The organism is Campylobacter concisus, assembly GCF_902460665.1.
GTDB lineage: Bacteria > Campylobacterota > Campylobacteria > Campylobacterales > Campylobacteraceae > Campylobacter_A > Campylobacter_A concisus_AL.
Genome location: NZ_CABPUR010000003.1, coordinates 99619 through 124089, shown reverse-complemented (window position 1 = coordinate 124089; position 24471 = coordinate 99619). Strand labels below are relative to the sequence as shown.

Below are 24471 nucleotides of genomic sequence, written 5' to 3'. Positions count from 1 at the left end.
GGGCGTTTAACCGCCCCAAGCCCATATTTCCCCACTTTTGCAAAGATTTTTTTAAACAAATTTTAGATAACATTAAGCATTTTTTAAACGAAAGAGGATACAAAAGTGGCAGAATTTTACAATGCAAAAGAGATAGAAGATAAATTTTATAAAATTTGGGAAGAACGCGGATACTTCGAGATAGACGCGAACAAAGATATCCAAAAAGATGGACGTAAATTTTGCATTATGATGCCACCTCCAAACGTGACTGGCTCGCTTCACATCGGACACGCCCTAACCTTCACACTCCAAGACATCATGACTCGTTACAAGAGGATGGATGGCTACAAGACACTTTGGCAGCCAGGACTTGACCACGCCGGCATCGCTACTCAAAACGTCGTTGAAAAGCAGCTCCTAGCACAAGGCGTCAAAAAAGAAGATCTCGGACGTGAAAAATTTGTAGAAAAAGTGTGGGAATGGAAAGAAAAAAGTGGCGGTATGATAGTCCATCAGATGCGAAAACTTGGCATCACTCCAGCTTGGTCTCGCCAGAGATTTACCATGGATGAGGGCCTAAGAAAGGCTGTAAAAAAAGCCTTTGTAAATTTATACGACAAAGGATTAATAGTTCAGAAAAACTACATGATAAACTGGTGTACGCATGATGGCGCACTTTCTGACATCGAGGTCGAGCACAAAGAAAATAAAGGCAAGCTTTATCATTTGAGATACTACTTTGCAGATAAGCCAAGCGAATTTGTTGTAGTTGCTACTACTAGGCCTGAAACTTACTTTGGTGACACCGCCGTAATGGTAAATCCAAACGACGAACGCTATAAAAATTTAATCGGCAAAAAGGTTGTTCTACCTATCATAAATAGAGAGATCGAGATCATCGCCGACGAGCACGTTGATATGGAGTTTGGAACAGGCCTTGTTAAGGTCACGCCTGCGCATGATCAAAACGACTATGAAGTTGGCAAAAAGCACAACCTTGAGTTTATCACTGTCTTTGATGAAAAAGGCATTTTAAACGACAAGTGCGATAAATTTGCAGGACTTGAGAGGCTTGAGGCTAGAGATATCGTAGTAGCCGAGCTTGAAAAACTTGGCAATGTTGAAAAGATAGAAGACTACGAAAACCAAGTAGGTTACTGCTACCGCTGCAAAAACGTCGTCGAGCCATACATCTCAAAGCAGTGGTTTGTCAAAAAAGAGATCGCAGATGAGGCGATACAAAAGGTCTCAGAGGGTCTTGCTAAATTTTATCCACCGCACTGGATAAACAGCTTTAACGCGTGGATGAGAGAGCTAAGAGACTGGTGTATCTCACGCCAACTTTGGTGGGGACATCAAATTCCAGTATTTTACTGCGATGATTGCGGTCACATGTGGGCTGACGAGGAAGAGCCATGCGAGTGCAAAAAGTGCAAAAGTAAAAATTTTCACCAAGACCCAGACGTGTTAGATACGTGGTTTAGCTCTGGTCTTTGGCCATTTAGCACGCTTGGCTGGGGCAATGAAAATGAGCTAAAAAATGAAAAATGGTTTGAAGGAGACCTTGCTGAGTTTTATCCAAACAACCTTCTCATAACTGGCTTTGATATATTATTTTTCTGGGTTGCTAGGATGATGTTTCAGGGTGAAAACGCCCTTGGTAAGCTACCGTTTGACGACATTTATTTGCACGCGCTTGTAAAGGATGAATTTGGCAGAAAGATGAGCAAGAGTCTTGGCAACGTCATCGATCCGCTTGATAGTATAAATGAGTATAGCGCCGATATATTGCGCTTTACGCTAACTCTTCTAGCCGTTCAAGGACGCGATATCAAGCTAAGCGACGCCAAGATGAAGCAGGTAAGAAATTTCACCAACAAGCTTTATAATGCGAGCAAATATCTCATGCTAAATGAGAGTAAATTTGAAAATTTAGAGGATATCAAACTTCAAACAAAGCTTGGAATTTATATGAATAGCCGCTTTAACGAGTGCGTGAGAGAGGTGCGCGAAAACATCGACGCCTACCGCTTTAACGACGCAGCAAACACACTTTATAAATTCCTTTGGGATGAGTTTTGCGACTGGGGCATCGAGCTTAGCAAGGCTGATAAAGCGAGCGTAAAAGAGCTTGGAAGTATATTTAAAGAGGCGATGAAGCTGTTAAACCCTTTCATGCCGTTTCTCTCAGAGTATCTATTCCAAGAGCTTAGCGGCACGCATCTTGAAAACGCAAAATCAATAATGGTGATGAGCTACCCAGAGGTAAAAGAGCGAAATTTAGATGTTGAGAAGAAATTTGAGCTAGTTATCGAAGCGATCGTGGCGATTCGTCGTGCAAAAGCTACCATCGATCTTGGCAACTCAAAGATAGCAAAAGCCTTTGTTAAATTTAATGAAAAAATCGATCTTGACGAGGTTAAAGAGTATATCAAGCTGCTTGCAAAATGCGAAGAAATCGGTTTTGTAGATGAGAAAATAGAAAATTCAATAAGAGATGTGAGCGAAAATTTAGAGGCATTTGTCCCGCTTGAAGGGCTTGATATGAGCGGCATCATCACAAGGCTAAGGTCTCAAAAGACAAAGCTTGAAAAAGAGATAGCCAAACTCTCAGGCATGCTAAATAACCAAAATTTCGTGGCAAACGCACCAAAAGAAGTTATAGAGACGAACAAAGAGGCTTTAGATAGCGCTGAGGCTAAATTTAAAAAAGTATGTGAAGAATTAGAAGCTCTTGGAGAAAAATAGTGATAAAAATAGAAAATTTAAGTAAATTTTATGGTGATACGCAGATCCTTTTTGATATAAATTTAGAGGTTAAAAAGGGTGAAATTTTTGCTATCGTGGGTCATAGCGGTGCTGGTAAATCAACGCTTTTAAGATGCATAAATGGCCTAGAGAGCTATCAAGGTGGCAGCCTAAAAGTCTTTGATAAAGAGATAAAAAATTTAGATGAGACGCAGCAAAGGCATTTAAGGCGAGATGTTGGGATGATATTTCAGCATTTTGCTTTGATGGCTAGAAAAAATGTCTTTGAAAACGTCGCTACTCCGCTTAAATTTTGGGGTTATAAAAGTGATGAGACCGAAAAAAGAGTAAAAGAGCTTTTAAATTTAGTCGGTCTTGAAAGTAAGGCAAAAAGCTATCCAAGCGAGCTAAGTGGCGGACAAAAACAGCGTGTGGCGATCGCCAGAGCACTTGCTTTAAATCCTAAAATTTTACTAAGCGACGAGGCAACTTCGGCTCTTGATCCAAATACAACAAATCAAATTTTAGAGCTGCTTGAAAAGATAAACAAAGAGCTAGACATCAGCGTCGTCATCGTCACGCACGAGATGGAGGTTGTAAAATCGATCGCAAAACGTGCAATACTGCTTGAAGGTGGCAAGATCATAGGCTCTGGAAGCATCGAAGAGCTATTTTTAAAGCCAGATGAGAAGATGAAAGAGTTTTTGGGCGAAGTTGAAATTCTGCCAAGTACTGGCACAAATATCAGGCTATTTTTCCCAAAAGAAGTGGCCCAAAATAGCGTGATCACGCATATGGCTAGAAGCCTAAATATCGACTTTAACATAGTCTGGGGTAAGCTTGAGAAGCTAAACGAAAATGTTCTTGGCTCGCTCGTCATAAACATAGATGAAAAAGATAAAGAAAACGTGCTTAACTACATCAAGCAAAGTGGCGTTTTATGGGAGGTTGCTTGATGTTTGGTATTGATTTTTCTAAATTTCCAGATGTGTTTTCGAGGATACTGTTGCCAGCTATCGGCGAGACACTATATATGAGCATCGTCTCTACCCTGCTCGCCTTTGCCATAGGCCTCATACCTGCGGTTTTGCTCATACTTTCAGACAAAGACGGACTAAAGCCAAATAAACAGCTTTATTTTGTACTTGATATCGTTATAAACGTGCTTAGAAGCTTTCCGTTTATCATCCTCATCATCGTGCTCTTTCCAGTCACAAAAATGATCGTGGGCACGAGTATTGGCACCACAGCTGCGATCGTTCCGCTAACTATTGGAGCAGCTCCATTCGTAGCAAGGCTTATTGAAAACGCTCTAAAAGAGGTTGATAAAGGTATCATCGAAGCTGCTCAAAGCTTTGGAAGCTCGAAATTTCAGATCATCTTTAGAGTGATGTTTGTAGAGGCACTTCCTGGCATTATCTCGGCATTTACGCTAACGCTTATTGTAAATATCGGCTTTTCAGCGATGGCTGGAGCAGTTGGTGGTGGTGGACTAGGATCTGTCGCTATAAACTACGGATATCAAAGATTTCGCCCAGATATCATGCTCTACACCGTGGTTATTCTTATCATTATGGTTCAAATTTTTCAAGTTTTAGGTAACTACTTATATAAAATTTCTAAAAAATAGGCCTTTGTTTTTATCTGATTTTAAGCTTTTTTCCTTAAAATTGCCCGAATTAATTTTTAGCTGAAAGGATAAAAGATGAAATCAGATATGTGCCACATGTGCCGCCTATTAAAAAATGCGTTGTCGAAAGACTAATCTCTAAGCACAAAATTTCTTTTTAAGTGCTTAGAACTAGCTTAAGCGCTTAAAAAGAAATTTAATCTTCTAGCTTAAATTTATCCTTTTTTGGTGCTTGGCAAATTTTAAAAAAGGATAATAAATGAAAAAACTACTTCTCACTTCTTTAGTTGCTCTTGGTCTTAGTGTAAGTGCAAATGCAGCTGATAAATCAAAAACAATAATCGTTGGTGCTACACCTATCCCTCATGCTGAAATTTTAGAGGTTGTAAAGCCTATTTTGGCAAAAGATGGCTATACGCTTGAAATCAAAGAATTTAACGACTACACCACGCCAAACCTTGCGACAGAGGACGGCGACCTTGACGCAAACTTCTTTCAGCACATCCCATATCTTGAAGAATTTAACAAAAACAAAGGCACTCACCTTGTAAAAACAGTTGGCGTTCATCTTGAGCCAATGGGAGTTTACTCTAAAAAGATCAAAGATATCAAAGAGCTTAAAGATGGCGCAGTGGTCTCTATCCCAAATGATCCGACAAATGAAAGCCGTGCTTTAGATATTCTTGCAAATGCTGGACTTATTAAGCTAAACGATAATCCACTAAAAACTCCGCTTGATATAGTTGATAACCCTAAAAAGCTTAAATTTGAAGAGATAGAGACTGCTCAAGTACCAAGAACGCTTGATGATGTTACTATCGCAGTTATTAACACAAACTACGCTTTAAATGCCAATCTTAATCCGGTAAAAGACGCACTTGTGCTTGAAAGCAAAAATAGCCCGTATGTAAACTATGTTGTAGTAAAGTCTGGCAACGAAAATAGCCCTAAAATAAAGGCTCTTGATAAGGCTATAAACTCATCAGAAGTTAAGAAATTTATCGAGATCAAATACAACGGCGCGATTCTTCCAGCATTTTAATTAAAATTTTAAATAAGCGACGTAAAAGCTTTTACCTTTTTAGCGTCGCTTAAACCAAATAAAAAAGGAAAAACAATGAAATTTATCAAACTTTTAACCGCATCTTTAGTTGCTCTAAGCCTTCACGCAGCCGACAAGGACCACACTATTGTAGTTGGCGTTTCACCAGTACCACACGCTGAAATTTTAGAATTTGTAAAGCCAAAACTAAAAGATAAAGGCTACGACCTTGTTATCTCTGAAATTTCAGACTACTCTATCCCAAATGTCGCAACAGAAGATGGCAGTTTGGACGCAAATTTCTTTCAGCATTTGCCATATCTTGAGGAGCAAAACAAGGCTAGAGGCTTGCATCTTGTAAGTGTTGCAAACGTGCACGTCGAGCCACTTGGCTTTTACTCTAAAAAGATAAAAAACATAAAAGAGTTAAAAGATGGTGCAAAAGTTGCGATCGCTTACGATCCATCAAATGGCAATAGAGCACTTAGAATTTTAGAAAAAGCTGGTCTTATTGAGATCGATAAAAACGTAAAAGTTGCAACCATAAATGACATAACTAAAAATTCTAAAAATTTACAGTTTGTAGAGCTTGAGGGTGCTCAGATACCAAGAACGCTTGATGATGTCGATATCGCTGCTATTAGCACAAATTTCGTCCTTGATCTTGGTATGAGCGTGGCAAAAGACGCACTTTTGCTTGAAGACGCCAACAGTCCTTATGCTAACATCATCGTCACAAAGGCTGGCAACGAAAATAACCCTAAAATCAAAGCTTTAGTTGATGCGGTACTTAGCCCTGATACTAAAAATTTCATCATTACTCGCTATAAAGGCGAAGTTATACCTGCATTTTAAAATGGGGCGAGCTTTCGCCCTATTTTATTTCTAATTTCATTTTGTTTTATAAGCTACAAACTCTCTTTATTTTTGTCAAAAAGCTTAAGCTATGCTTTGCTAAAATGGCTCACTTTAAAATTTTTCAGGAATTTAAATGCTACATGATGTTATTGATTTTATAGTTGCGAGCGTAAGTAGCTGGGGTTATGCTGGCATATTTATCATGATGTTTTTAGAAAGCTCATTTTTCCCATTTCCAAGTGAGGTCGCAATGATACCTGCTGGCTATTTGGCACATAAAGGTGAAATGAGTTTATTTTTGGCCTTTCTTACAGGTACGCTTGGTAGCTTACTTGGAGCTATTTTTAACTATTATCTTTGCTACTTTTTTGGACGTGAGATAGTTTTAAAATACGGCAAATTTGTGGGAATTACTCACGAAAAAATGGATAAATTTGAGGCATTTTTCAATAAACACGGCGAAATTTCTACATTTAACTCACGTCTGATTCCTGGCATTCGTCAATACATCAGCCTACCAGCCGGACTTGCTAAGATGAACATTTTTAGATTTTGCCTATTTACCACACTTGGAGCTGGGATTTGGTGTGCTGTTTTGCTTGGAGTTGGCTATTTTCTAGGTTCAAATCCTGATAAACAGACACTTTTAATAATCACGATCGCTCTTTTGGCTGTTGTTGCAGTAATAAGCGTTGTCTATATAATAAAGCAGAGAAAAGCCTAAATACATATAAAAGTATGTAAAATTTAGTGTATTTTATAAAATTTTTATTTGTGGTATTTAGTTAGATTTAACCTAGCAGATCGCCCTCATCTTCTCTAATCTAGCTAAATTTCTTGAAATTTTTTCTAGTTCGCTTTGCTCGTACACCTCGGCACCAGAGTAGAAAAATTTCACATTTGAAGTTAAATTTGCATTTGAAATTGTAAGCCCAAGCTCGCTTATAAGGCGGTTTATTGTCCCTTCGTTGCCATCAATTATGCTTATATTTGACGGCAAAATTTCTCTTAGGCTATCTTTAAAATAGTTAAAGTGCGTGCAGCCAAGCACTAAAAAACTAAATTTGCTTAGATCGAATTTGTCTAACTCTTCTTTTAGATATGATTTCACATTCTCGGTGTTAAATTCCCCATTTTCAGCAAAATTTACAAGGCGTGGTAGAGCGAGCAGCTCAGTCTTATCTTTTGCGTGTAAATTTGCGATCAGCTCTTTTAGTTTTGCGCCATTTACGGTGACCGGAGTGGCTATGACAAGCGTTTTTAAGGTATCATTATGGCTTAAGTCATGAGCCTTTTTTACAGCTGGTTCCATGCCGATTATAGGTATACTTAAATTTGCTCTAAGCTCTTTTATCGCTACGCTTGTTGCCGTATTACAAGCTACTAAGACAGCTTTTGCGCCATTTTCTATGAGAAATTTCACCGCATCAAAACTAAATTTTAAAATCTCATCTCTGCTCTTTTGTCCATACGGGACATTTTTAATGTCTGCGTAATATAAAAATTCATGCTCTCTAAGCTTGCATAAAGCTTCGTTTAAGACGCTCAGTCCGCCAAGTCCTGAGTCAAATATACCTATTTTCATGCCCTTCCTTAAAGCCTGCAATTATAGCAAATAATATCTTTGTAAGCCGTTTTTTATTATACTTTGGCACTTTTTAAACTTGGAGTTAAATTTTGGCAGTTGATAAGATCATTTTCTATCTTTGTTCGACTTTGATCGCTATAAGCATTATTTTTTCACTATCTTTGCCAGTTTTTACGGTTTTATTTTTTAATTACGACGAATTTCACTTTTTTATCCGCCAGTTTATTGTTGGTTGTATCGGAATTTTCATTATGTGGTGGCTCTCTAGGCTCAATCCTGAAAAGACGCTTGTTTGGATAGGGTTTGGCCTTCTTATATCTTGCGGTATCGCCATGGGGCTAATGCATGCATTGCCATCTTCAATGGTGACTGACGCTGGTGGTGCCAGGCGTTGGATCAGACTACCTGGCTTTTCACTAGCTCCAGTTGAGTTTTTTAAAATCGGTTTTGTCTACTTCTTGGCTTGGAGTTTTACTAGAAAATTTAGTGAGGGCAAAAGGACCTTGCTAGATGAGATTAAGATACTTATGCCTTATATTATTCTTTTTGGTGTTGCTATCTTTCTTATTGCTGTTATGCAAAATGACCTTGGTCAAGTGGTCGTGCTAGCACTTACATTTGTGACGATGGCACTTTTTGCAGGAGCAAGCGCGAGACTTTTTAGCATCGGTATCTTAGGAGCCGCTTTTGTTATGACAGTAGCGATAATCAGCTCTGAGCATAGAATTTTACGTATAAAATCATGGTGGGGCACGATACAAAATATGGTGCTTTCTTTCTTGCCTGACAGCGTTGCAGATGTATTAAGAGTGGCTGATGCGACAGAGCCATATCAAATTTCTCACTCATTAAACGCTATAAAGCATGGCGAATTTTTTGGCGAAGGGCTTGGCGCTGGTATCTTTAAGCTCGGCTTTTTAAGTGAGGTCCATACTGACTTTGTGCTAGCTGGTATCGCTGAAGAGGTCGGTGTATTTGGTATTTTGTGTATCGTAGCTATATTTATAACGCTACTTTATAGAATTTTTAGAATTTCAGCTAGAAGCGAAAATAAGGTATATCATCTATTTACGCTTGGTGTCGGGCTTATCTTATCGTTTTCATTTTTAATGAATAGCTATGGCATCACATCGATCACGCCTATCAAAGGTATTGCTGTGCCATTTCTTAGTTACGGCGGTAGCTCTGTGCTTGCGATTTGTATCGGTATCGGTATGGTTTTGATGGTTAGTAAAAGGGCAAAATTATGATTGTTATTTGTGGCGGTGGTACCGGTGGGCATTTAGCGATCGCAAGAAGCTTTTGCGAAGAGCTAAATAGACGAAATATTAAGCCCATTTTTATTGGTTCAACTAGCGGTCAAGATAAATTTTGGTTTGAAAATGACGAGAAATTTTTACAAAAATTTTTCTTACCAAGTAGTGGCGTGGTAAATAAAAGAGGCTTTGCTAAGCTAAAATCACTAACAAATATCGTAAATCTTGCTCTAAAATGTAGAAAAATTTTTAAGCAAAATGACGTTAAGGCAGTCATTAGCGTTGGTGGCTATTCAGCAGCTCCAGCAGCCATTGCTGCCATTATCTCAAAAGTGCCACTTTTTATCCATGAACAAAATGCTGTAATGGGCAAATTAAATAAAATTTTAAAGCCCTACGCGAAAGGCTTTTTTAGCTCTTATGATGAAGCTTCGCCCTACCCTTACCCTGTGGCAAAGAAATTTTTCGATAGTGCAAGAATGAGAGAGGAGCTAAAGACTATTTTGTTTTTGGGCGGCTCGCAAGGCGCAAAAGCGATAAATGAACTAGCTATAAATTTAGCTCCATATCTTAAAGAAAAAGGCATAAACATAATTCATCAATGTGGTAAAAATGGCTTTGATGAACTTAAAAAAAGATATGATAAACTTGGCTTTGATAGCACAAATCTAGAAATTTTTGAATTTAGTAAAGAGATAGAAAAAAAGATGAGCAAGGCTGACCTTGCCATATCAAGAGCAGGAGCTAGCTCGCTTTGGGAGCTTTGTGCAAACGCCCTTCCATCTATCTTTGTGCCATTTCCTTATGCCGCTGGTAATCACCAGTTTTATAACGCTAAATTTTTAAAAGATAAAGGCATTGCTGAAATTTGCTTGCAAAATGGAGAAATTTTAAACAAAGACGAAGTTATAAGAATGATAGAAAATTTTGATCTAAACAAAAGCAGTAAAGCTCTAAAAGAGATCCTTTTGCCAAATGGAGCAAAAGAGATAATTGATAAAATTTTAAACTAGCTCCTCGCCTATCGCACAAGCTTTTAGTTCTTTTAGCTCAAAGATTAAGTAGTGATAAATAAGCTCATTTGTGTTTAAAATTTTTGCACTAAAGACCGGTTTTATCATAGTTATTATCTTATCAGTTATACCCGCGATCTCCACCAGTAAAAGTTCATCTTTGCGTTGTTTCGCTGCCTTAATACAATTATAAAAGAACGTATAAATTATCTTAAAATTTTGCAAAATAACATTTGAAACTATCCTAGAATGAATATGCAAAACATTATGTATACGCTCTTGTAGAGTATTTAGCTCCGCAAGTAGTGATTTTATTTGAGTAGTATCTGTTGTCCTAGAAAAGAGATTTTTCGCTTTATTTTTGTTTTGTATTTGATACTCTGCTACCAAAATTTCTATTATATTTAAAATGGCGACATAGCTTTCTTGTAAATTTTCATTTGCCTTAAAGCTCACACCGTTTTTCTCAATTTTATAATTTAAGCTTCTCTTTATCTGCTCCAAATAAGTACTAATATTTTCATAATAATCCTCTGTGTTGAAGACACTTTTAAAAAAATCGCTTTCACCTTTTAAATTTGTAAGCTTTTTTTTAAGTTCATCAGCATTTTTATTAAACTCAACAACCCCAACTGCCAAGCCTATCTCGTGCTCACTATTTTGTTCTAATGCTGTCAAACTTTCTTTTAGTACCGAAATTTGTTTTTGAATATTTTGAAAATCCATTTTTTCTCTTTTAATTTTTTGCTTATTTTACTATAAAAATCATGAAGTTTGTCATTAAGAATTAAAAAGATGGTGCGCCCGAGAGAATTCGAATCTCTGACCTTTTGAACCGCAATCAAATGCTCTATCCAGCTGAGCTACGAGCGCACAAGAAAGTTGAATCGAGATATTAGCCAAACTTTCCTTAAAGAAAAATTGTATTCATTTTAATTTTATAACTGTTTTAGTAAAATCCAATAAAAATAAAAGGAGCAAAGATGAATGATTTTTTCGATAGTTTAAAAGAGATAAAAAAAGAACTTACTAAAGAGCAAGGTGAGATCAAAAAAACTCAAAAAGAAGCCGTTTCTCATACAAAAGAAGAGGCGATCTCATATAAAGAAAATAAGCTAAAAAACGAATTTGCAGATTACATTAAAGGCCAAGATATAAGAAAAATATAAATTTGGAATGCTTATTGCTAAAACATGTAATATTTTATGTGGAGTAGGCAATGAAAGTTACGCAAACATTAGAATCTCTAAGCATTTTAACTGATAATGACGCTTTGTTTCGTGAGCTTAGAGATATGATAAGCAGAAATTTTACAAAAATTTTATCTAATAAAAATAAGGTTATTTCGTTTTATGAAGAGAGCGAGATCCCACAACGCAAGTGCTTTTTAAAATTTATAAAAAAACTTTATGAAAAGCAAAGCGATGATAAGCTTGATATTCGTTTTGCAAACTATAAAACCATAAAGCTTGGCTTTGTTCAAAAAAATACCCTAACTCCAGTCATTAGCCTAAACGTAAATTTTGTAAAAAATGAAGTCAAATTTGAGCTAAAAGATGCACTTTGCAGAGATTTTGCTAGCTACATCAGCGAGAGTCTAGTAAAAAGCAATGTTACTTTTAGCAAAAATGATGATTTTTTAAACATCACCATCTCAAACGACAACGACATAAACACATTAAACAAACTACTCTACAAAAGAAGCTATCCAAAATTTAGCGTAAATTTTATCTATGATGAAAAAGACTACAAAGCCTTTAAACAAGGTATAAAAATAAAAAGCTCATCTAAATTTGTAAGCAGATTTTCTGTGCTTGCAAATTTGCTTGAGGAAAATTTTGGGATTTTGGGTTGCAAAAAAGATGATGACTTTGAAACTATCAGACAAAGCTATCTTTCACTCGTAAATATCTATCACCCAGATAGGCACGCCAACAAAAATCCTCTCATACAAGAAGAATACGCAAAGAAATTTAAAAATATTCAATCTGCTTATGAGAGCCTAAAACCATACTTTAAAAATCAAGAAAATTTTGTGATGGTTGGCTAGAGTACAGCTTGCCACAAGGGCTATTAAAGAGAGCAAAAATGAATGGTGAAATGTTTAATATTTGCGCTATTATTGTTGCCGCAAAGCAGGCTATAAAGTCAAATTCTCCTATCCTGTATAATGGCACTAGCTACGAAAATAGTATAAATTTTCACTTTCTCTCAGATCATAGAGCAAATGGCGTAAATGAGTGGTTTGAGCATGCATTAAAGCTTGGATTAAGCGATGTAAGACTTACTACAAATTTAACTGGCTCATCAGATGAACGTTTATTGCTTAGCTTTTCAAACTCTACCGCAAAATCGATCATCTGCATTTTTAAAGAGCACATGAGCTGCTTCGTACCCTACTGGAAATACAACAAAGATCAAAGAGGCTGGGACATAATATATAAAGAATTTGGTCTTGAAAAAGATGTAAATTTAGAAAATTTTAGCGACAACACAGAGGCTTTTGTGGACACACTTACCAAGATAGCGGCCTTTGCAGATGAGATAGAATGTGAGAATTTTGGTGAGTGTTTTCGCAGGGCTTTAAAATCACTTGGATCTTCAAACAATGATGATCAAAAGATATTTAATGCGCCACTTATGCCAAAGCCAAATTTAGCCCTTTTTACTGCGGCAAGTGCGGCTGATGTCTTTGGTGGCATGGGCTCTTGGAACGATGACGCGGCAGGCTTGGCGCAGCATAAAAAACGCGCTAAAGAGTATGATGAGCTTAGCGGTGAGCTTTTTACGCAGATGCGCAAAGCCACGCTTTTTGCCATAAATGAGTGGTAGCTAACCGTTTATCTGATAGATCTTTTTTCGTTGGCTTGAGCTGCCGATATTTAGGATTTTGCGGTATTTTGTGATGGTTCGGCGAACGATTTGGATGTTAAATTTAGCTTGGATTAGCTCTTGAATTTTTAGGTCAGAAAGTGGCTTTTTGTGGTCTTCGTCTTTAATGAGCTCTAGTAAAAATTCCTTTATTGCAGCGTTTGAAGTCTCCTCGTCAAAGCCAGTTGAAAAGAAATTTTTAAGTGCGACCGTGCCTCTTGAACAGCTTAGATATTTGTTTGCGATCGCTCTTGATATGGTTGATGGGTTGCGCCCAAGCTCGTCTGCTATGTCTTTTAGCTTCATAGGCTTTATATCGCCGCCCAAGAAGTAGTCGTACTGATACTCAACTATCATAAGCCCTATTTTATAAAGCGTTGATTTTCTCATTTCAAGGGCATCTATGAGCTCGCTTGCCTCTTTTATGCGTGAGCTTACAAAGGTCTCTTTCTCGTCTAATCCCTCGGTGTCGATCGAAATTTCAGGATAGTACTCGTCATTTATCTGCACGCTAATGCCACTACTTGTGCTTAGCACGAAGATGTCAGGCACTGCCTCTTTTTCATCTTCAAAATACTCAATGGCCGGGGGATTTTTAAATTTCTTTATGATCTTTAGCGCGTCATCGTAAAATTTAAGCTTTCTAAGCTTTTCTATGTTTTCAAAATTTAAGATGATCTTTTTTGCGCACTCTATGATCTCATCGCTTGCCTCTGCCTCACTTAACTGAAATAAAAAACTCTCTTTGACATCTTTTGCACCAACGCCACAAGGCTCAAGGTAAGCAAATCTCGCTCTAACCCGCTCTACTTCGCCCTCATTAAAGCCCGCAAAAATTTCATCATCATAAGAAAAATAGCCCTCATCGTCTAAGCACTCGATGATCTTATATGCGATATCTTGTGACTTTTGCGTGGGGAAAAGTGGCGGATTGATTTGACTAATTAGCTTTTCATAGAGGCTTTCTTTGTAGATGCTTAAAGCCTCGATGCTCTCACTAACAGAATTTCTACTAACCTGCTCAAAAAAATTTCGTTTTTTTTCGCTTTTTTCTAAATTTTTATGTTCGATCGTGGCAAATGGATTCTCTTTTATAAAAGGCTCAAGCGTCTCTTTTAGCTCATCAAGTCCGCTTTGAAGTATGGGAAGCCAGCTTCGTAGCGTTTGGTTTAGTTTGATCTTTGGCGCTAAAGTTTGCTTTTGCCTTAGCATCATCTACTCAAGCAGCTTAAATTCTTCGCCAAGATAGTGCGTTCTAACGAGCTTGTTGTTTGCTACTTCGCTCGCACTGCCGCTTGCTAGTAGCGAGCCATCTTTGATGACGTAGGCTCTGTCGCAAATGGCTAGTGTCTCACGGACGTTGTGGTCAGTTATCAAAACGCCGATGCCTAGCTTTTTAAGGTCTCTAACGATACTTTGTATGTCGCTAACTGCGATCGGGTCAACACCAGCAAATGGCTCATCGAGCAGTAAAAATTTTGGCTTTATGATGAGGCTTCTAGCGATCTCACAGCGTCTGCGCTCGCCACCACTTAGGCTAACGCCCTTTCTTAGGCGGATAGGCTCAATGTTTAGCATATTTAGCATCTCATTTACTTTTTTAGAGATCTCTTCTGTGTTTTGGTCTAAAATTTCAGCTCCAAGAAGTAAATTTTCTTCTACACTTAGCTCTTTAAATATGCTCGACTCTTGCGGTAAATAGCCGATGCCAAGGTGTGCCCTTTTATGAAGCGGGACGCTTGTGATCTTTTGATCATCTAAAAAGACATCTCCGCTAGTTGGCGAGATGAGCCCACAGATCATATAAAAAGTGGTCGTCTTTCCAGCGCCATTTGGCCCAAGAAGCCCCACGACTTCGCCACTATTTACCTCTAAAGATATACCTTTTATGATCTCAGTTTTTTTAATCGTCTTTTTTAGATCTTTTACTTCTAGTTTATGCACTTATAACCTCGTATTTTCTGCCGTTTTTGCTAGGAGAAATTTTTACTAACGTATAGCTCTCGCCATTTTTCTTTAGAGCTTTTTCTAAATTTTCATCGCCCCACTCTACTAGATGAAGCCCCTCTTCAAACAAATTTTCAAAAAGGCCGTTTTTCGCCATCCCGTCAAATCCGATCTGATAAATGTCGTAGTGGTAGATATCTTTACCATAAATTTGCATCAAAGAAAACGTAGGCGACGTCACGCTCTCATCTATGCCATGAGCCTTGATGATCGCCTTTACAAGCGTCGTTTTACCACTTGCTAGATCGCCAATTAGTAGCACCACGCCACTTTTTGGAAGTACCTGTACAAGCCGGTTTAGCTCATTTTCTAAAAGCTCAAAAACCATCAAAGCTCTTTTACATATTCGTTTTGAGCGCTTTTTGGTATGCTTTTTGTAGTTGGGATCGCTAGCACCTCGTATCTCGCCTCGCGCGTTAGAAATTTGATGCTAACCACATCGCCAACCTTAACATCTTTTGCCGCTTTTGCCTGCACGCCGTTGATGCTCACAACACCGCTTTTGCACATATCTTCGCTAACGGCACGCCTTTTGGTGATATTTACTACGTTTAAAAATTTATCTACTCTCATGTGGCGGATTTTAACAAAAATAGCCTTAAATTTTTAATCCTTTAGATATTTTAAAAGCTCTTTTAAATTTAGAGGTATGACGCTGCCGTGCGTTTGCCCTTTGTAAAACTCAAAGTGAGAATTTACGTCACTTTGCTTTAAAATTTGTGCCAAATCGCTCGCCTTTAAAGTACCAGGCTTGTCAGTCTTGTCCTTTCTCTTTTCAAGCTCGCCAACGCTAAGAAAGACAAATTTAGCTTTTAGTTTCTCTTTAATTTTACCCTCGCTCACATTTTGCTTTAAAATTTCAGACTCGCCCCACCAAAGAGATGGCGAAGCGATAAAGAAATTTGAAAATACGCCATCATTTTTTAGTAAGGCATAGAGCGTAAAAAGCCCGCCAAAAGAGTGTCCATAAAGGCTTTTTTGGCTATCTTGCACGTTAAATTTCTCATCAATTAGCGGCACTAAATTTTTAGTTAAAAAGCGGTAAAACGCATCAGCGCCACCACCTTTGCTAAACTCCTCACCCTCTGCCTTTGGCGTGAGGTCTCTTGTACGTTTTTCTACCTCATAGCTTTTGTCTGTGTCATATCCTATGCCTATTATTAGTGGTGCAGCCTTACCATCAAATTCATTTAAAAGCATGTTAAACTGGGCGTTTGCATCAAGTAAGAAAAGCACATTTTTAAACTCATTTTGCCCTTTCAGCTTGGCTGTAAAAATTTTATAAATTTTATCATTTGCACTCATTTTAAAGGTTGAAATTTCAAATTTACTAGCAGCTTTTTGGCTAAGTGGCTCAGGCGTTTGGCTAGGTCCTGCGTGCAAAGTCTGCGTCACACCAAGCGTAAAAAGCAAAAATTTAAACGCTCTTACCATTTTGCAGCGACCTTAAACCAAAATCTCCTGCCCTCTTGCGGATAAAAGTAGTATGTATCGCCCACAAGCGACTCATCGTATCTTACTTTATCAAAGATATTATAAGCATTTAGGCTAAGAGTTAGGTGCTTGTTTGCGTCCCAGCTGACGCCTGTATCGAAGGTGAGAAGGTCTTTTGTGTTCTCTCTTACTTTGTTGCCAGCACCAAAATTTACGCTCGTTAGCTTACTCTCGTAGTTTGTGCCAAAAAATGTCTTGACGCTTTTTATAGGCTTATATGTAAGCGTAGCGTGAAATACATGCTCTGGCGTTGCTGTTAGGCTTTTGCCATCAAGTCTGTTAAGCCCTGTTTGGCTAAATTTCATAGGGCCATTTGGCGTGTTTATCGTTGGGTCGCCAGTTTTTATCTTTGATTTGTTATAAGTGTAGTTTGAGCTTAAATTTAGATTTGAAAGAATATCATAATCGCCACTTAGCTCCACACCCCAAACGGTCGCACCCTCAATGTTAAAGTAAGTTCCCCAGCCAGGGCAACCGACTGTTTTTACCCTTGTCCTTGCTGGGCAAGCGCCAAAAGCTGGGATTTTATTTACATTACTGCCGTCAGTGTCTAGGATTTTATCTTTAAATTCATTTCTAAAAAGCGTTACCGAGCCTCTAAAATCAGCTTGATTGTCATAATATGCCCCAACTTCATAAGTCGTGCTCTTTTCTGGTTTTAGATCTTTATTACCAAAATCAACTATCGTCCAGCCACCTTGAATAGTGCCTACTTCTGGAGAAATTTGATTGACATCTGGTGTTTTATAGCCAGTCGCTACGCCACCTTTTAAGCTTAGCGTATCTGTGGCGTTATAGACTAGGTAGGCTCTTGGTGAGAGGTGGTTGCCAAAGAATTCGTTGTGCGTGAGCCTTGAGCCAAGTGTTAAAAATAGCTTTTCATCTAAAATTTGCCACTCATCCTCGATAAATCCTGCATGCTCGCTCATCGAGTAGGTCTTTGGATCTTTTAAGCCGTTTCTTGAGGCGTTTGAGACGATGAAGGTCGTGCCGACATTTTGCTTGCTAAAGTCATAGCCAAAAGTTAGTGCGTGAGCACCAAGAAAGGTTGTAAATTTTGAGTTAAAGTTGTGATTTTTGGCTTTTGCAGGTATGAGGCTATCAAAAAGGCTCGTTCTTTGTGTCTGATCATAAATGTAGCTGATATCGGCATTTAGGTTATCAAATTCACCAAGGTAGCCCACGCCATAGCTCTTTTTCTCGTAGTCATAATTATCTAATGGTCTTCTTCTTGGGTTTGGATCGGCTGATTTGCCAACCGTTTTTGAATAATCATGCCTTTCGTTTGAGCCAAGGATAAAAAATTTATTGTGTTCATCTGGAGTGATCCAAAGTTTTGCGCTTAAATTTCTCTTATCACTCTTTTGATAGCCACCGATGTAGCCATCTTCGTCTCTTAGCTTTTTATAGCCCCAAAGCTGGAGTGCAAAAAGGTCTTTATAAAGAGGTAAATTTAGATAAAAGTCACCTTGCCTGCCATCGCCTATACCTTTATGCGTGTTTAACGTGGTTGAGATACCGACGTTGCCACTAAATTTTGAAAAGTCCTTTTTGGTAATGATATTTATAACGCCTCCAACCGCGTCGCTACCATAAAGCGAGCTCATAGGCCCACGGATGACCTCTATACGCTCGATCGCTTCAGCTGGTGGGATGAAATTTGAGTTCATATCCCCTGCTCCGCCCTTTGGATTTGCGCTGCTTGAATTTACTCTTTTGCCATCAATCAAAACTAGCGTTTGAGACTTCTCCATGCCACGTATCGAGATACCGCTAGCTGGACCATCCTCGCCACCGACGACATTTACGCCTGGCACCTTTTGAGCGATAGAGTGGAGCGAAGTAAAGCTATCTTTTGTAAGCTCATCGCCGCTTATCACGCTTATGCTCGCAGGAGCCTCTTTGATCTGCTGCGAAAAGCCACTCGCACTTACTACAACACCATCAAGCCTTGTTTCGTTATTGTCTTTATGCTCTGCTCCAAAGAGCGAATTTGCCACGCAAGCGCTAAGGCAGATGGCAATAAATTTTGTTTTTCTCACGACTATCCTTTTAAAAATTTAATTTGAAAAAGTTTGAAATTTAGCGAAGTATCTTTTAAAACAATATTAATTATCATAATTTTAAATAGTAATCTTTTTTATAAAATTTTCTAAAAAAAACTTACATTATTTATTAAATTAGTTTATTAAAAATTAATCAATTTAGGCTAAAATACGACCATTTTAACAAAAGGAAGAGCTATGAAAAAAGGCGTAAAAAAAGTGGTTTTAGCATACTCTGGCGGACTTGACACAAGTATCATTTTAAAATGGCTTCAAGATGAATATAACTGCGAAGTAGTCACATTTACAGCTGACATTGGCCAAGGCGAAGAGCTAGAGCCTGCACGCAAAAAAGCCTTAGCACTTGGTGTAAAGCCTGAAAATATTTTTATAGAAGATTTAAGAGAAGAATTTGTACGTGATTATGTGTTTCCAATGTTTAGAGCAAATGCAGTCTACGAGGGCGAGTATCTGCTTGGCACTTCGATAGCGCGCCCACTAATAGCAAAACGCCAAAGCGAGATCGCAAGACTTGTTGGTGCTGATGGCGTGAGCCACGGAGCAACAGGCAAAGGCAACGACCAAGTTCGCTTTGAGCTTGGATACTACGCGCTCGGCGACAACCTAACTATTATAGCTCCATGGCGCGAGTGGGATCTAAATAGCCGCGAAAAACTTTTGGCATATGCTGAGAAAAACGGCATAGATATCACTAAAAAACCAGGCAAAAGCCCATACTCAATGGACGCAAATTTACTTCACATAAGCTACGAAGGTCTAGTACTTGAAGACCCAAGTCATGCACCAGAAGATGATATGTGGAGATGGACAGTAAGCCCAAAAGATGCTCCAGATAAGAGCGAGATCATCGAGATCGGCTATGAAAAAGGCGATCCAGTAAGCATAAACGGTAAAAAAATGAGCCCAGCTGAAATTTTAACCGAGCTAAACCGCCTTGGCGCAAAACACGGTATAGGCAGACTTGACATCGTAGAGAACCGCTCAGTTGGTATGAAGAGTCGCGGATGCTACGAAACTCCTGGCGGCACGATAATGCTAAAAGCTCACAGAGCGATCGAGAGCATCACGCTTGACCGCGGCGCAGCTCACTTAAAAGATGAGATCATGCCAAAATACGCCGAGCTAGTTTACAACGGCTACTGGTGGTCACCTGAGCGAAATATGCTCCAAGCTCTCATCGACAAGAGTCAAGAACACGTAAATGGCTCAGTTAAAGTTGAGCTTTATAAAGGCAACGTGACTATCCTTGGCAGAAGCAGTAAAAATGATAATCTATTTAGCGAGGCATACTGCACATTTGAAGAAGACAGCGTTTATGACCAAAAAGATGCAGAAGGATTTATCAAACTAAATGCACTTCGCTTCATCATCGCACGTAAAAATGGACGAAAATTTGACTAAAAGATAAAATTTAAAAAGGAAAGAAATGAAAGTATTATTAATAAAAGATGTAAAGGCGCTTGGTAAAGCTGGCGAGATAAAAGAGGTAAAAGACGGCTATGGCAATAACTTCTTAATCGGCAAAGGCTTTGCAAAAGCAGCTACTCCAGACGTTCTTCGCCAATATGAAGCAGCCCAAAAAAGAAAGGCCGAAGAGCTAAAATATGAGATTGCAAATTTAGAAAAGCTAAAAGAAGAGCTTGAAAAAGTTACAGTTGTCATCAAAAAAACTCTTGGCGCAAATGGCTCGCTTTTTGGTTCAGTCTCAAAAGAAGAGATCGCAGCAGAGCTTGAAAAAACGCATCATTTAGTTGTCGAGAAAAAAGCGATCGACATGGACACTCACCTAAAAGCAGTCGGCCTTTATGACGTTCATGTAAAGCTTGGACACTCGATAAATGCAAGTTTGAAGGTTGATGTGCAAGGAGAATAGATGTTTCATGCAACAACCATCTTAGCCTACAAAGGTAAAAATAAAGCGGTCATCGGCGGCGACGGACAGGTGAGCTTTGGTAACACCGTCTTAAAAGGCAATGCCGTAAAAATTCGTAAAATTCATAACGGCAAAGTCCTAGCTGGCTTTGCCGGCAGCACTGCTGATGCGTTTAACCTTTTTGATATGTTTGAGAAAAATTTAGAGCATACAAAGGGCGATTTGCTAAAGGCGGTTATAGAATTTAGTAAAGAGTGGCGCAAAGATAAGTATCTAAGAAAGCTTGAAGCGATGATGCTTGTGCTTGATAGGGATAAAATTTTCTTACTTAGTGGTACTGGAGATGTTGTAGAACCAGAAGATGGCAAGATAGCAGCTATCGGAAGTGGCGGCAACTACGCTCTCTCAGCAGCCCGTGCCTTAGATAAATTTGCCGATATCGACGAAGAAGAGCTAGTCAAAGAGAGCCTTAAGATCGCCGGTGAAATTTGCATCTATACAAATACAAACATCAAAACTTATGTTTTAGAATAAGAGAGAAAATGAACTTAACACCAAGAGAAATTGTTAAATTTTTAGATGACTATGTGATCGGTCAAAAGGACGCCAAAAAGATTATAGCGATCGCACTTCGCAACCGCTACCGCCGCATGAAGCTTGAAAAGAGCTTGCAAGATGACATCATGCCAAAAAATATCTTGATGATCGGCTCAACTGGCGTTGGTAAAACTGAGATCGCAAGGCGTCTTTCAAAGATGATGGGACTACCATTTATCAAGGTCGAGGCTAGCAAATATACCGAGGTTGGCTTTGTTGGCCGTGATGTTGAGAGTATGGTAAGAGACCTTGCCATGGCCTCATATAATCTCGTAAAAAACGAGCAAAGTGAAAAAAATCAAGATAAAATCAACGCCTACATCGAAGAAAAGATCGTCTCAAAGCTACTGCCACCATTACCAAAAGGAGCAAGCGAGGAGAAGCAAGCAGAGTACGCTAAGAGCTATGACAAGATGTTAAATAGGCTAAGAAACGGCGAGCTTGACGAGCTAAATATTGAGATCGAGGTACAGCAAAACCCGCTTGAGGCTGGCTCAAACGTGCCACCTGATATGGCGCAGATGCAAGAGAGCTTTATAAAGATAATTGGCATCGGTGGCAAAAACATCAAAAAAGAGATGAAGGTAAAAGACGCTAAAAAAGCCCTTCAAAGCGAGGCAAATGATAAAATTTTAGACCTTGAGAGCGTAAAAACTGAAGCTTTAAGAAGAGCTGAAAACGAGGGCATCATCTTTATAGACGAGATCGATAAAGTGGCCGTTGGCTCAGGTAGCTCAAACAGACAAGATCCTAGCAAAGAAGGCGTGCAAAGAGACTTGCTGCCTATCGTTGAGGGCTCAAATGTAAATACTAAATTTGGAAATTTAAAGACAGATCACATTTTGTTTATCGCAGCTGGCGCCTTTCACATAAGCAAGCCAAGCGATCTCATCCCAGAGCTTCAAGGTCGTTTCCCACTAAGAGTCGAGCTTGATAGCCTTGATGAAGATGCGCTTTATCAAATTTTAACTCAGCCAAAAAATTCGCTTTTAAAGCAATACATCGCCCTACTCTCAACCGAAAATGTTGAACTAGAATTTGACGATGAAGCGATAAAAGAGATAGCAAGGATCGCTCATGCTGCAAATGAAAAGATGGAAGATATCGGTGCCAGACGCCTTCATACAGTGATCGAGCGTGTGATAGAAGATATCAGCTTTGAGGCTAGTGAAAAGAGCGGCGAGAAGATAAATGTGACAAAAGAGCTTGTAAAAGAGCGCCTAAAAGACGTGGTCGAAGATCAAGACCTAGCGAGGTATATACTTTGAAATCAGGCTTTGTTAGCATCATAGGACGCACAAATGCTGGCAAAAGCTCGTTTTTAAATGCTTTGTTAAACGAAAAGATCGCCATTGTTTCGCACAAGCAAAATGCAACCCGCAGAAAGATAAATGGTATAGTAATGAACGGTGAAGATCAGATCATCTTCACCGACACGCCAGGACTTCACGAGAGCACAAAGGCGATAAATCAACTACTAATCAGCCAAGCGATAAAATCGATGGGAGACTGCGATCTCATCGTATTTTTAGCGCCTATTCATGATGATACAAGTGACTATGAAAAATTTTTAGCTCTAAATCCTGAAAAACCACATATCTTAGTGCTAACAAAAGTCGATGAGAGCTCAAACGCTAAAGTATTAGAAAAGATCACCCAATATCAAAAATTTCAAGATAAATTTACAGCTTTGCTTACCTTTAGCACCAAGCAGCCAACCTATAAAAAGCCGCTTCTTGATGAAATTTGCAAGCTTTTGCCAGAGCATGAATATTTTTACGATCCAGAATTTCTCACGCCGACAAATGAAAAAGAAATTTTTAGAGAATTTATACTAGAAGCGATATATGAAAATTTAAGTGACGAGATCCCTTATCTTAGTGATGCGATCATAAAAAGCGTAAAAGAAAAACCTGGCATTACTGAAATTTTTGCAAGTATCATCACTGAGCGTGAAATTCATAAAAGTATGATCATCGGTAAGAATGGTGAAACGATAAAACGAATAGGAATTTTTGCAAGAAAGTTAATACAAAATTTAACCGGATCAAAGGTCTTTTTAAAGCTCGATGTAGTCGTTAAAAAAGGCTGGAGTAAAGAAGAAAAGAGCCTTAATAAAATAATTGGTTATTGATTTTTTATTGTAAAAATATTAAAATACAGCCCAATTAGAGCATTATGAGGTAAATTTTATGTTAAAGCTTAGAAAAATTAACGATAATCCAATCGTTACACTAGATCCTTATGAATATGAAGGTTTTAGATTTTCTAATAGCAATGTCGATACGCTAAGTCTTTCAAAGAATATTCTCAAGCGAGACTTCTTTATATCTTATATCGAGTACAAAGATATAATAACAGCTACCATAAACATCTCAAGAACAATAGATGATGAGGATATTGAAAATAATATCTCGATCAAAATTTACGAAGAGCTCTCTCTTGATCCTGCGATTGACTATAAAATAGTTTATTTTGAAAGCAATGTTGAAAAAGAAGATAGAATTTTTAATGTTTTTATTGCTACAAACGAAACTATAAATAAAATTTTTAAAAATATTTCTAAAAGAGTACCTTTTATAGATTATGTCGTTGTAGAGCCACTCTTATATAGTGCTATCTATAAAAAGGGCTTACTTCCTAGCACTCAGAGTGATTGTTTTTTGACATTTAGGGCCGATGAAGCATTTATAAGCATTTATGTAAATGGAGAATACCTTACATCAAGAGGTTTAAGATACACACTAAATTATCTAAAAGATAAATTTATAGAGCAAAGCGGCGAAAGAGTAAGCCTAGAAAGCTTTTTAGACATCCTAAAGACAAGAGGACTTTTAGATAGCAATGAAGAAGGCTTTAGCTACGATCTAAATACTGTTTTTGAGGACTATATATTTTACGTAAATGATACGATAAATGTTGTCAATAGAATCTATAGCATAAATATAAAAAATATCTATATTGACTGCGACTATAAAATAGAGCGTTTGGAGAAATTTATCAATACAAAACTTGGAACAAATGCTACGAAATTAAATACAAGCACTGTAATAAATTCTAAAAATTTAGCCATTAGCGAACGGTATAATATGATGGCTTTGTATGCAAATTTTTACAAAAAAGAGGCCTTTAATGCCGATTTTAACTTCTCAAATTTGCTTAGACCTGATCCATTCACAAAAAGAAAAAGCGGTAAATTTATACTGACATGTGCCACTGCTTTTTGCCTAAGCATGTCCTATCCTCTTTATAATTATATAGCTGGCAGTATTTTAGAAGCAGATTCGCAAAAGCTAAGTGATGAGCTTGATGTGCTTAATGCACAAGCAGCACAAATAAGAAGTACTCTTGAAAGACTAAAAAAGAGCAAAACGATATAAAAGGATTAACTGATAAAGAGGAAGAGAAGTTAAATTTTAGAAAAGGATTGCTTCAAGAAATTGAAA

General features: G+C 38.2%; 25 protein-coding genes and 1 tRNA gene. 17 read left to right on the top strand and 9 right to left on the bottom strand.

The genetic code is table 11. From position 1 onward, the window contains the following. Positions 1-105 precede the first annotated feature (105 nt). The 6 genes from F3G66_RS07525 (at position 106) to F3G66_RS07500 (ending at position 6984) form a co-directional block, all read left to right on the top strand. The gene (locus tag F3G66_RS07525; protein WP_149707680.1) at positions 106-2730 is read left to right on the top strand and encodes a valine--tRNA ligase; all 2625 of its coding nucleotides are present in this window, start codon (positions 106-108) and stop codon (positions 2728-2730) included. Then, positions 2730-3686 carry a methionine ABC transporter ATP-binding protein gene (locus F3G66_RS07520; protein ID WP_149707679.1) on the top strand — a complete coding sequence of 319 codons (957 nt, stop codon included), beginning with the start codon at positions 2730-2732 and terminating at the stop codon, positions 3684-3686. The genes F3G66_RS07525 and F3G66_RS07520 overlap by 1 nt, the downstream gene beginning before the upstream one ends. Beyond that, a complete protein-coding gene (locus F3G66_RS07515) occupies positions 3686-4360 on the top strand; it encodes a methionine ABC transporter permease (protein WP_021086223.1) in 675 nt (224 codons plus the stop codon). Before F3G66_RS07520 ends, F3G66_RS07515 begins: the two co-directional genes overlap by 1 nt. A gap of 259 nt (positions 4361-4619) precedes the next feature. Next, positions 4620-5402, top strand: coding sequence for a MetQ/NlpA family ABC transporter substrate-binding protein (locus F3G66_RS07510; protein WP_149707678.1), 783 nt, complete (start codon positions 4620-4622; stop codon positions 5400-5402). 75 nt (positions 5403-5477) lie between these two features. Then, complete coding sequence (locus F3G66_RS07505; protein WP_087585897.1) at positions 5478-6257, top strand: MetQ/NlpA family ABC transporter substrate-binding protein; 780 nt, start codon at positions 5478-5480, stop codon at positions 6255-6257. Positions 6258-6393: 136 nt separating this feature from the next. After that, complete coding sequence (locus tag F3G66_RS07500) at positions 6394-6984, top strand: DedA family protein (protein ID WP_149707677.1); 591 nt, start codon at positions 6394-6396, stop codon at positions 6982-6984. 72 nt (positions 6985-7056) lie between these two features. On the opposite strand, the gene murI is transcribed toward F3G66_RS07500, so the two are convergent. Then, a complete protein-coding gene (murI, locus tag F3G66_RS07495) occupies positions 7057-7845 on the bottom strand; it encodes a glutamate racemase (protein WP_149707676.1) in 789 nt (262 codons plus the stop codon). A gap of 92 nt (positions 7846-7937) precedes the next feature. Here murI and F3G66_RS07490 point away from each other — a divergent pair, with 92 nt between their 5' ends. Both F3G66_RS07490 and murG read left to right on the top strand, forming a co-directional pair. Then, positions 7938-9098, top strand: a complete 1161-nt coding sequence (locus F3G66_RS07490) for an FtsW/RodA/SpoVE family cell cycle protein (RefSeq protein WP_149707675.1) — start codon at positions 7938-7940, stop codon at positions 9096-9098. Next, complete coding sequence (gene murG, locus F3G66_RS07485; RefSeq protein ID WP_149707674.1) at positions 9095-10117, top strand: undecaprenyldiphospho-muramoylpentapeptide beta-N-acetylglucosaminyltransferase; 1023 nt, start codon at positions 9095-9097, stop codon at positions 10115-10117. The genes F3G66_RS07490 and murG overlap by 4 nt, the downstream gene beginning before the upstream one ends. Here the strand turns inward: murG and F3G66_RS07480 are convergent. Further along, positions 10109-10843, bottom strand: coding sequence for a hypothetical protein (locus F3G66_RS07480; RefSeq protein WP_021091403.1), 735 nt, complete (start codon positions 10841-10843; stop codon positions 10109-10111). The two genes, murG and F3G66_RS07480, sit on opposite strands and share 9 nt — an antisense overlap. Before the next feature lie 70 nt (positions 10844-10913). Further along, a tRNA-Arg gene (locus F3G66_RS07475) sits at positions 10914-10990 on the bottom strand. A 110-nt stretch (positions 10991-11100) separates the two neighbouring features. On the opposite strand from F3G66_RS07475, the gene F3G66_RS07470 reads away from it, so the two are divergent. The 3 genes from F3G66_RS07470 to F3G66_RS07460 are packed head-to-tail and all read left to right on the top strand — an operon-like array spanning position 11101 to position 12949. Beyond that, entirely contained in the window at positions 11101-11286 is a 186-nt protein-coding gene (locus F3G66_RS07470) for a hypothetical protein (protein WP_107686353.1), read from the top strand. Positions 11287-11336: 50 nt separating this feature from the next. Further along, positions 11337-12167, top strand: a complete 831-nt coding sequence (locus F3G66_RS07465) for an adenylosuccinate lyase (RefSeq protein ID WP_103559273.1) — start codon at positions 11337-11339, stop codon at positions 12165-12167. 38 nt (positions 12168-12205) lie between these two features. Further along, positions 12206-12949: a hypothetical protein gene (locus tag F3G66_RS07460; protein ID WP_149707673.1), complete on the top strand. Its 744-nt coding sequence runs from the start codon at positions 12206-12208 to the stop codon at positions 12947-12949. Here the strand turns inward: F3G66_RS07460 and F3G66_RS07455 are convergent, their stop codons facing one another. Genes F3G66_RS07455 through F3G66_RS07430 form a run of 6 tightly spaced genes read right to left on the bottom strand, consistent with a single transcriptional unit; the run spans position 12950 to position 18531 of the window. Continuing rightward, positions 12950-14200 (bottom strand): RNA polymerase factor sigma-54, encoded by a 1251-nt coding sequence (locus tag F3G66_RS07455; RefSeq protein WP_223154240.1) that lies wholly within the window; start codon positions 14198-14200, stop codon positions 12950-12952. 3 nt (positions 14201-14203) lie between these two features. Then, positions 14204-14932: an LPS export ABC transporter ATP-binding protein gene (lptB, locus tag F3G66_RS07450; RefSeq protein ID WP_087584490.1), complete on the bottom strand. Its 729-nt coding sequence runs from the start codon at positions 14930-14932 to the stop codon at positions 14204-14206. Next, positions 14925-15323, bottom strand: a complete 399-nt coding sequence (tsaE, locus tag F3G66_RS07445; protein ID WP_149707671.1) for a tRNA (adenosine(37)-N6)-threonylcarbamoyltransferase complex ATPase subunit type 1 TsaE — start codon at positions 15321-15323, stop codon at positions 14925-14927. The genes lptB and tsaE overlap by 8 nt, the downstream gene beginning before the upstream one ends. Beyond that, positions 15323-15568 (bottom strand): RNA-binding S4 domain-containing protein, encoded by a 246-nt coding sequence (locus tag F3G66_RS07440; RefSeq protein WP_054196626.1) that lies wholly within the window; start codon positions 15566-15568, stop codon positions 15323-15325. The genes tsaE and F3G66_RS07440 overlap by 1 nt, the downstream gene beginning before the upstream one ends. 33 nt (positions 15569-15601) lie before the next feature. Beyond that, positions 15602-16429 carry an alpha/beta hydrolase gene (locus F3G66_RS07435; protein ID WP_149707670.1) on the bottom strand — a complete coding sequence of 276 codons (828 nt, stop codon included), beginning with the start codon at positions 16427-16429 and terminating at the stop codon, positions 15602-15604. Next, positions 16423-18531: a TonB-dependent receptor domain-containing protein gene (locus tag F3G66_RS07430; RefSeq protein WP_149707669.1), complete on the bottom strand. Its 2109-nt coding sequence runs from the start codon at positions 18529-18531 to the stop codon at positions 16423-16425. Before F3G66_RS07430 ends, F3G66_RS07435 begins: the two co-directional genes overlap by 7 nt. Positions 18532-18732: 201 nt before the next feature. Between F3G66_RS07430 and F3G66_RS07425 the strand changes: the two genes are divergently transcribed. Genes F3G66_RS07425 through F3G66_RS07400 form a run of 6 tightly spaced genes read left to right on the top strand, consistent with a single transcriptional unit; the run spans position 18733 to position 24405 of the window. Beyond that, positions 18733-19956 carry an argininosuccinate synthase gene (locus F3G66_RS07425; RefSeq protein ID WP_149707668.1) on the top strand — a complete coding sequence of 408 codons (1224 nt, stop codon included), beginning with the start codon at positions 18733-18735 and terminating at the stop codon, positions 19954-19956. Positions 19957-19981: 25 nt separating this feature from the next. Continuing rightward, a complete protein-coding gene (gene rplI, locus F3G66_RS07420) occupies positions 19982-20428 on the top strand; it encodes a 50S ribosomal protein L9 (protein WP_054196623.1) in 447 nt (148 codons plus the stop codon). Then, on the top strand, positions 20429-20962 hold the full coding sequence (gene hslV, locus F3G66_RS07415) for an ATP-dependent protease subunit HslV (RefSeq protein ID WP_002940451.1): 534 nt from the start codon (positions 20429-20431) through the stop codon (positions 20960-20962). It abuts the gene before it with no gap. A gap of 8 nt (positions 20963-20970) precedes the next feature. Beyond that, positions 20971-22293 (top strand): HslU--HslV peptidase ATPase subunit, encoded by a 1323-nt coding sequence (hslU, locus tag F3G66_RS07410; RefSeq protein WP_149707667.1) that lies wholly within the window; start codon positions 20971-20973, stop codon positions 22291-22293. Further along, positions 22290-23159, top strand: coding sequence for a GTPase Era (gene era / locus F3G66_RS07405; protein WP_149707666.1), 870 nt, complete (start codon positions 22290-22292; stop codon positions 23157-23159). Before hslU ends, era begins: the two co-directional genes overlap by 4 nt. Positions 23160-23217: 58 nt before the next feature. Then, entirely contained in the window at positions 23218-24405 is a 1188-nt protein-coding gene (locus tag F3G66_RS07400; protein WP_223154238.1) for a C4-dicarboxylate ABC transporter, read from the top strand. The last annotated feature ends 66 nt before the right edge of the window (positions 24406-24471 follow it).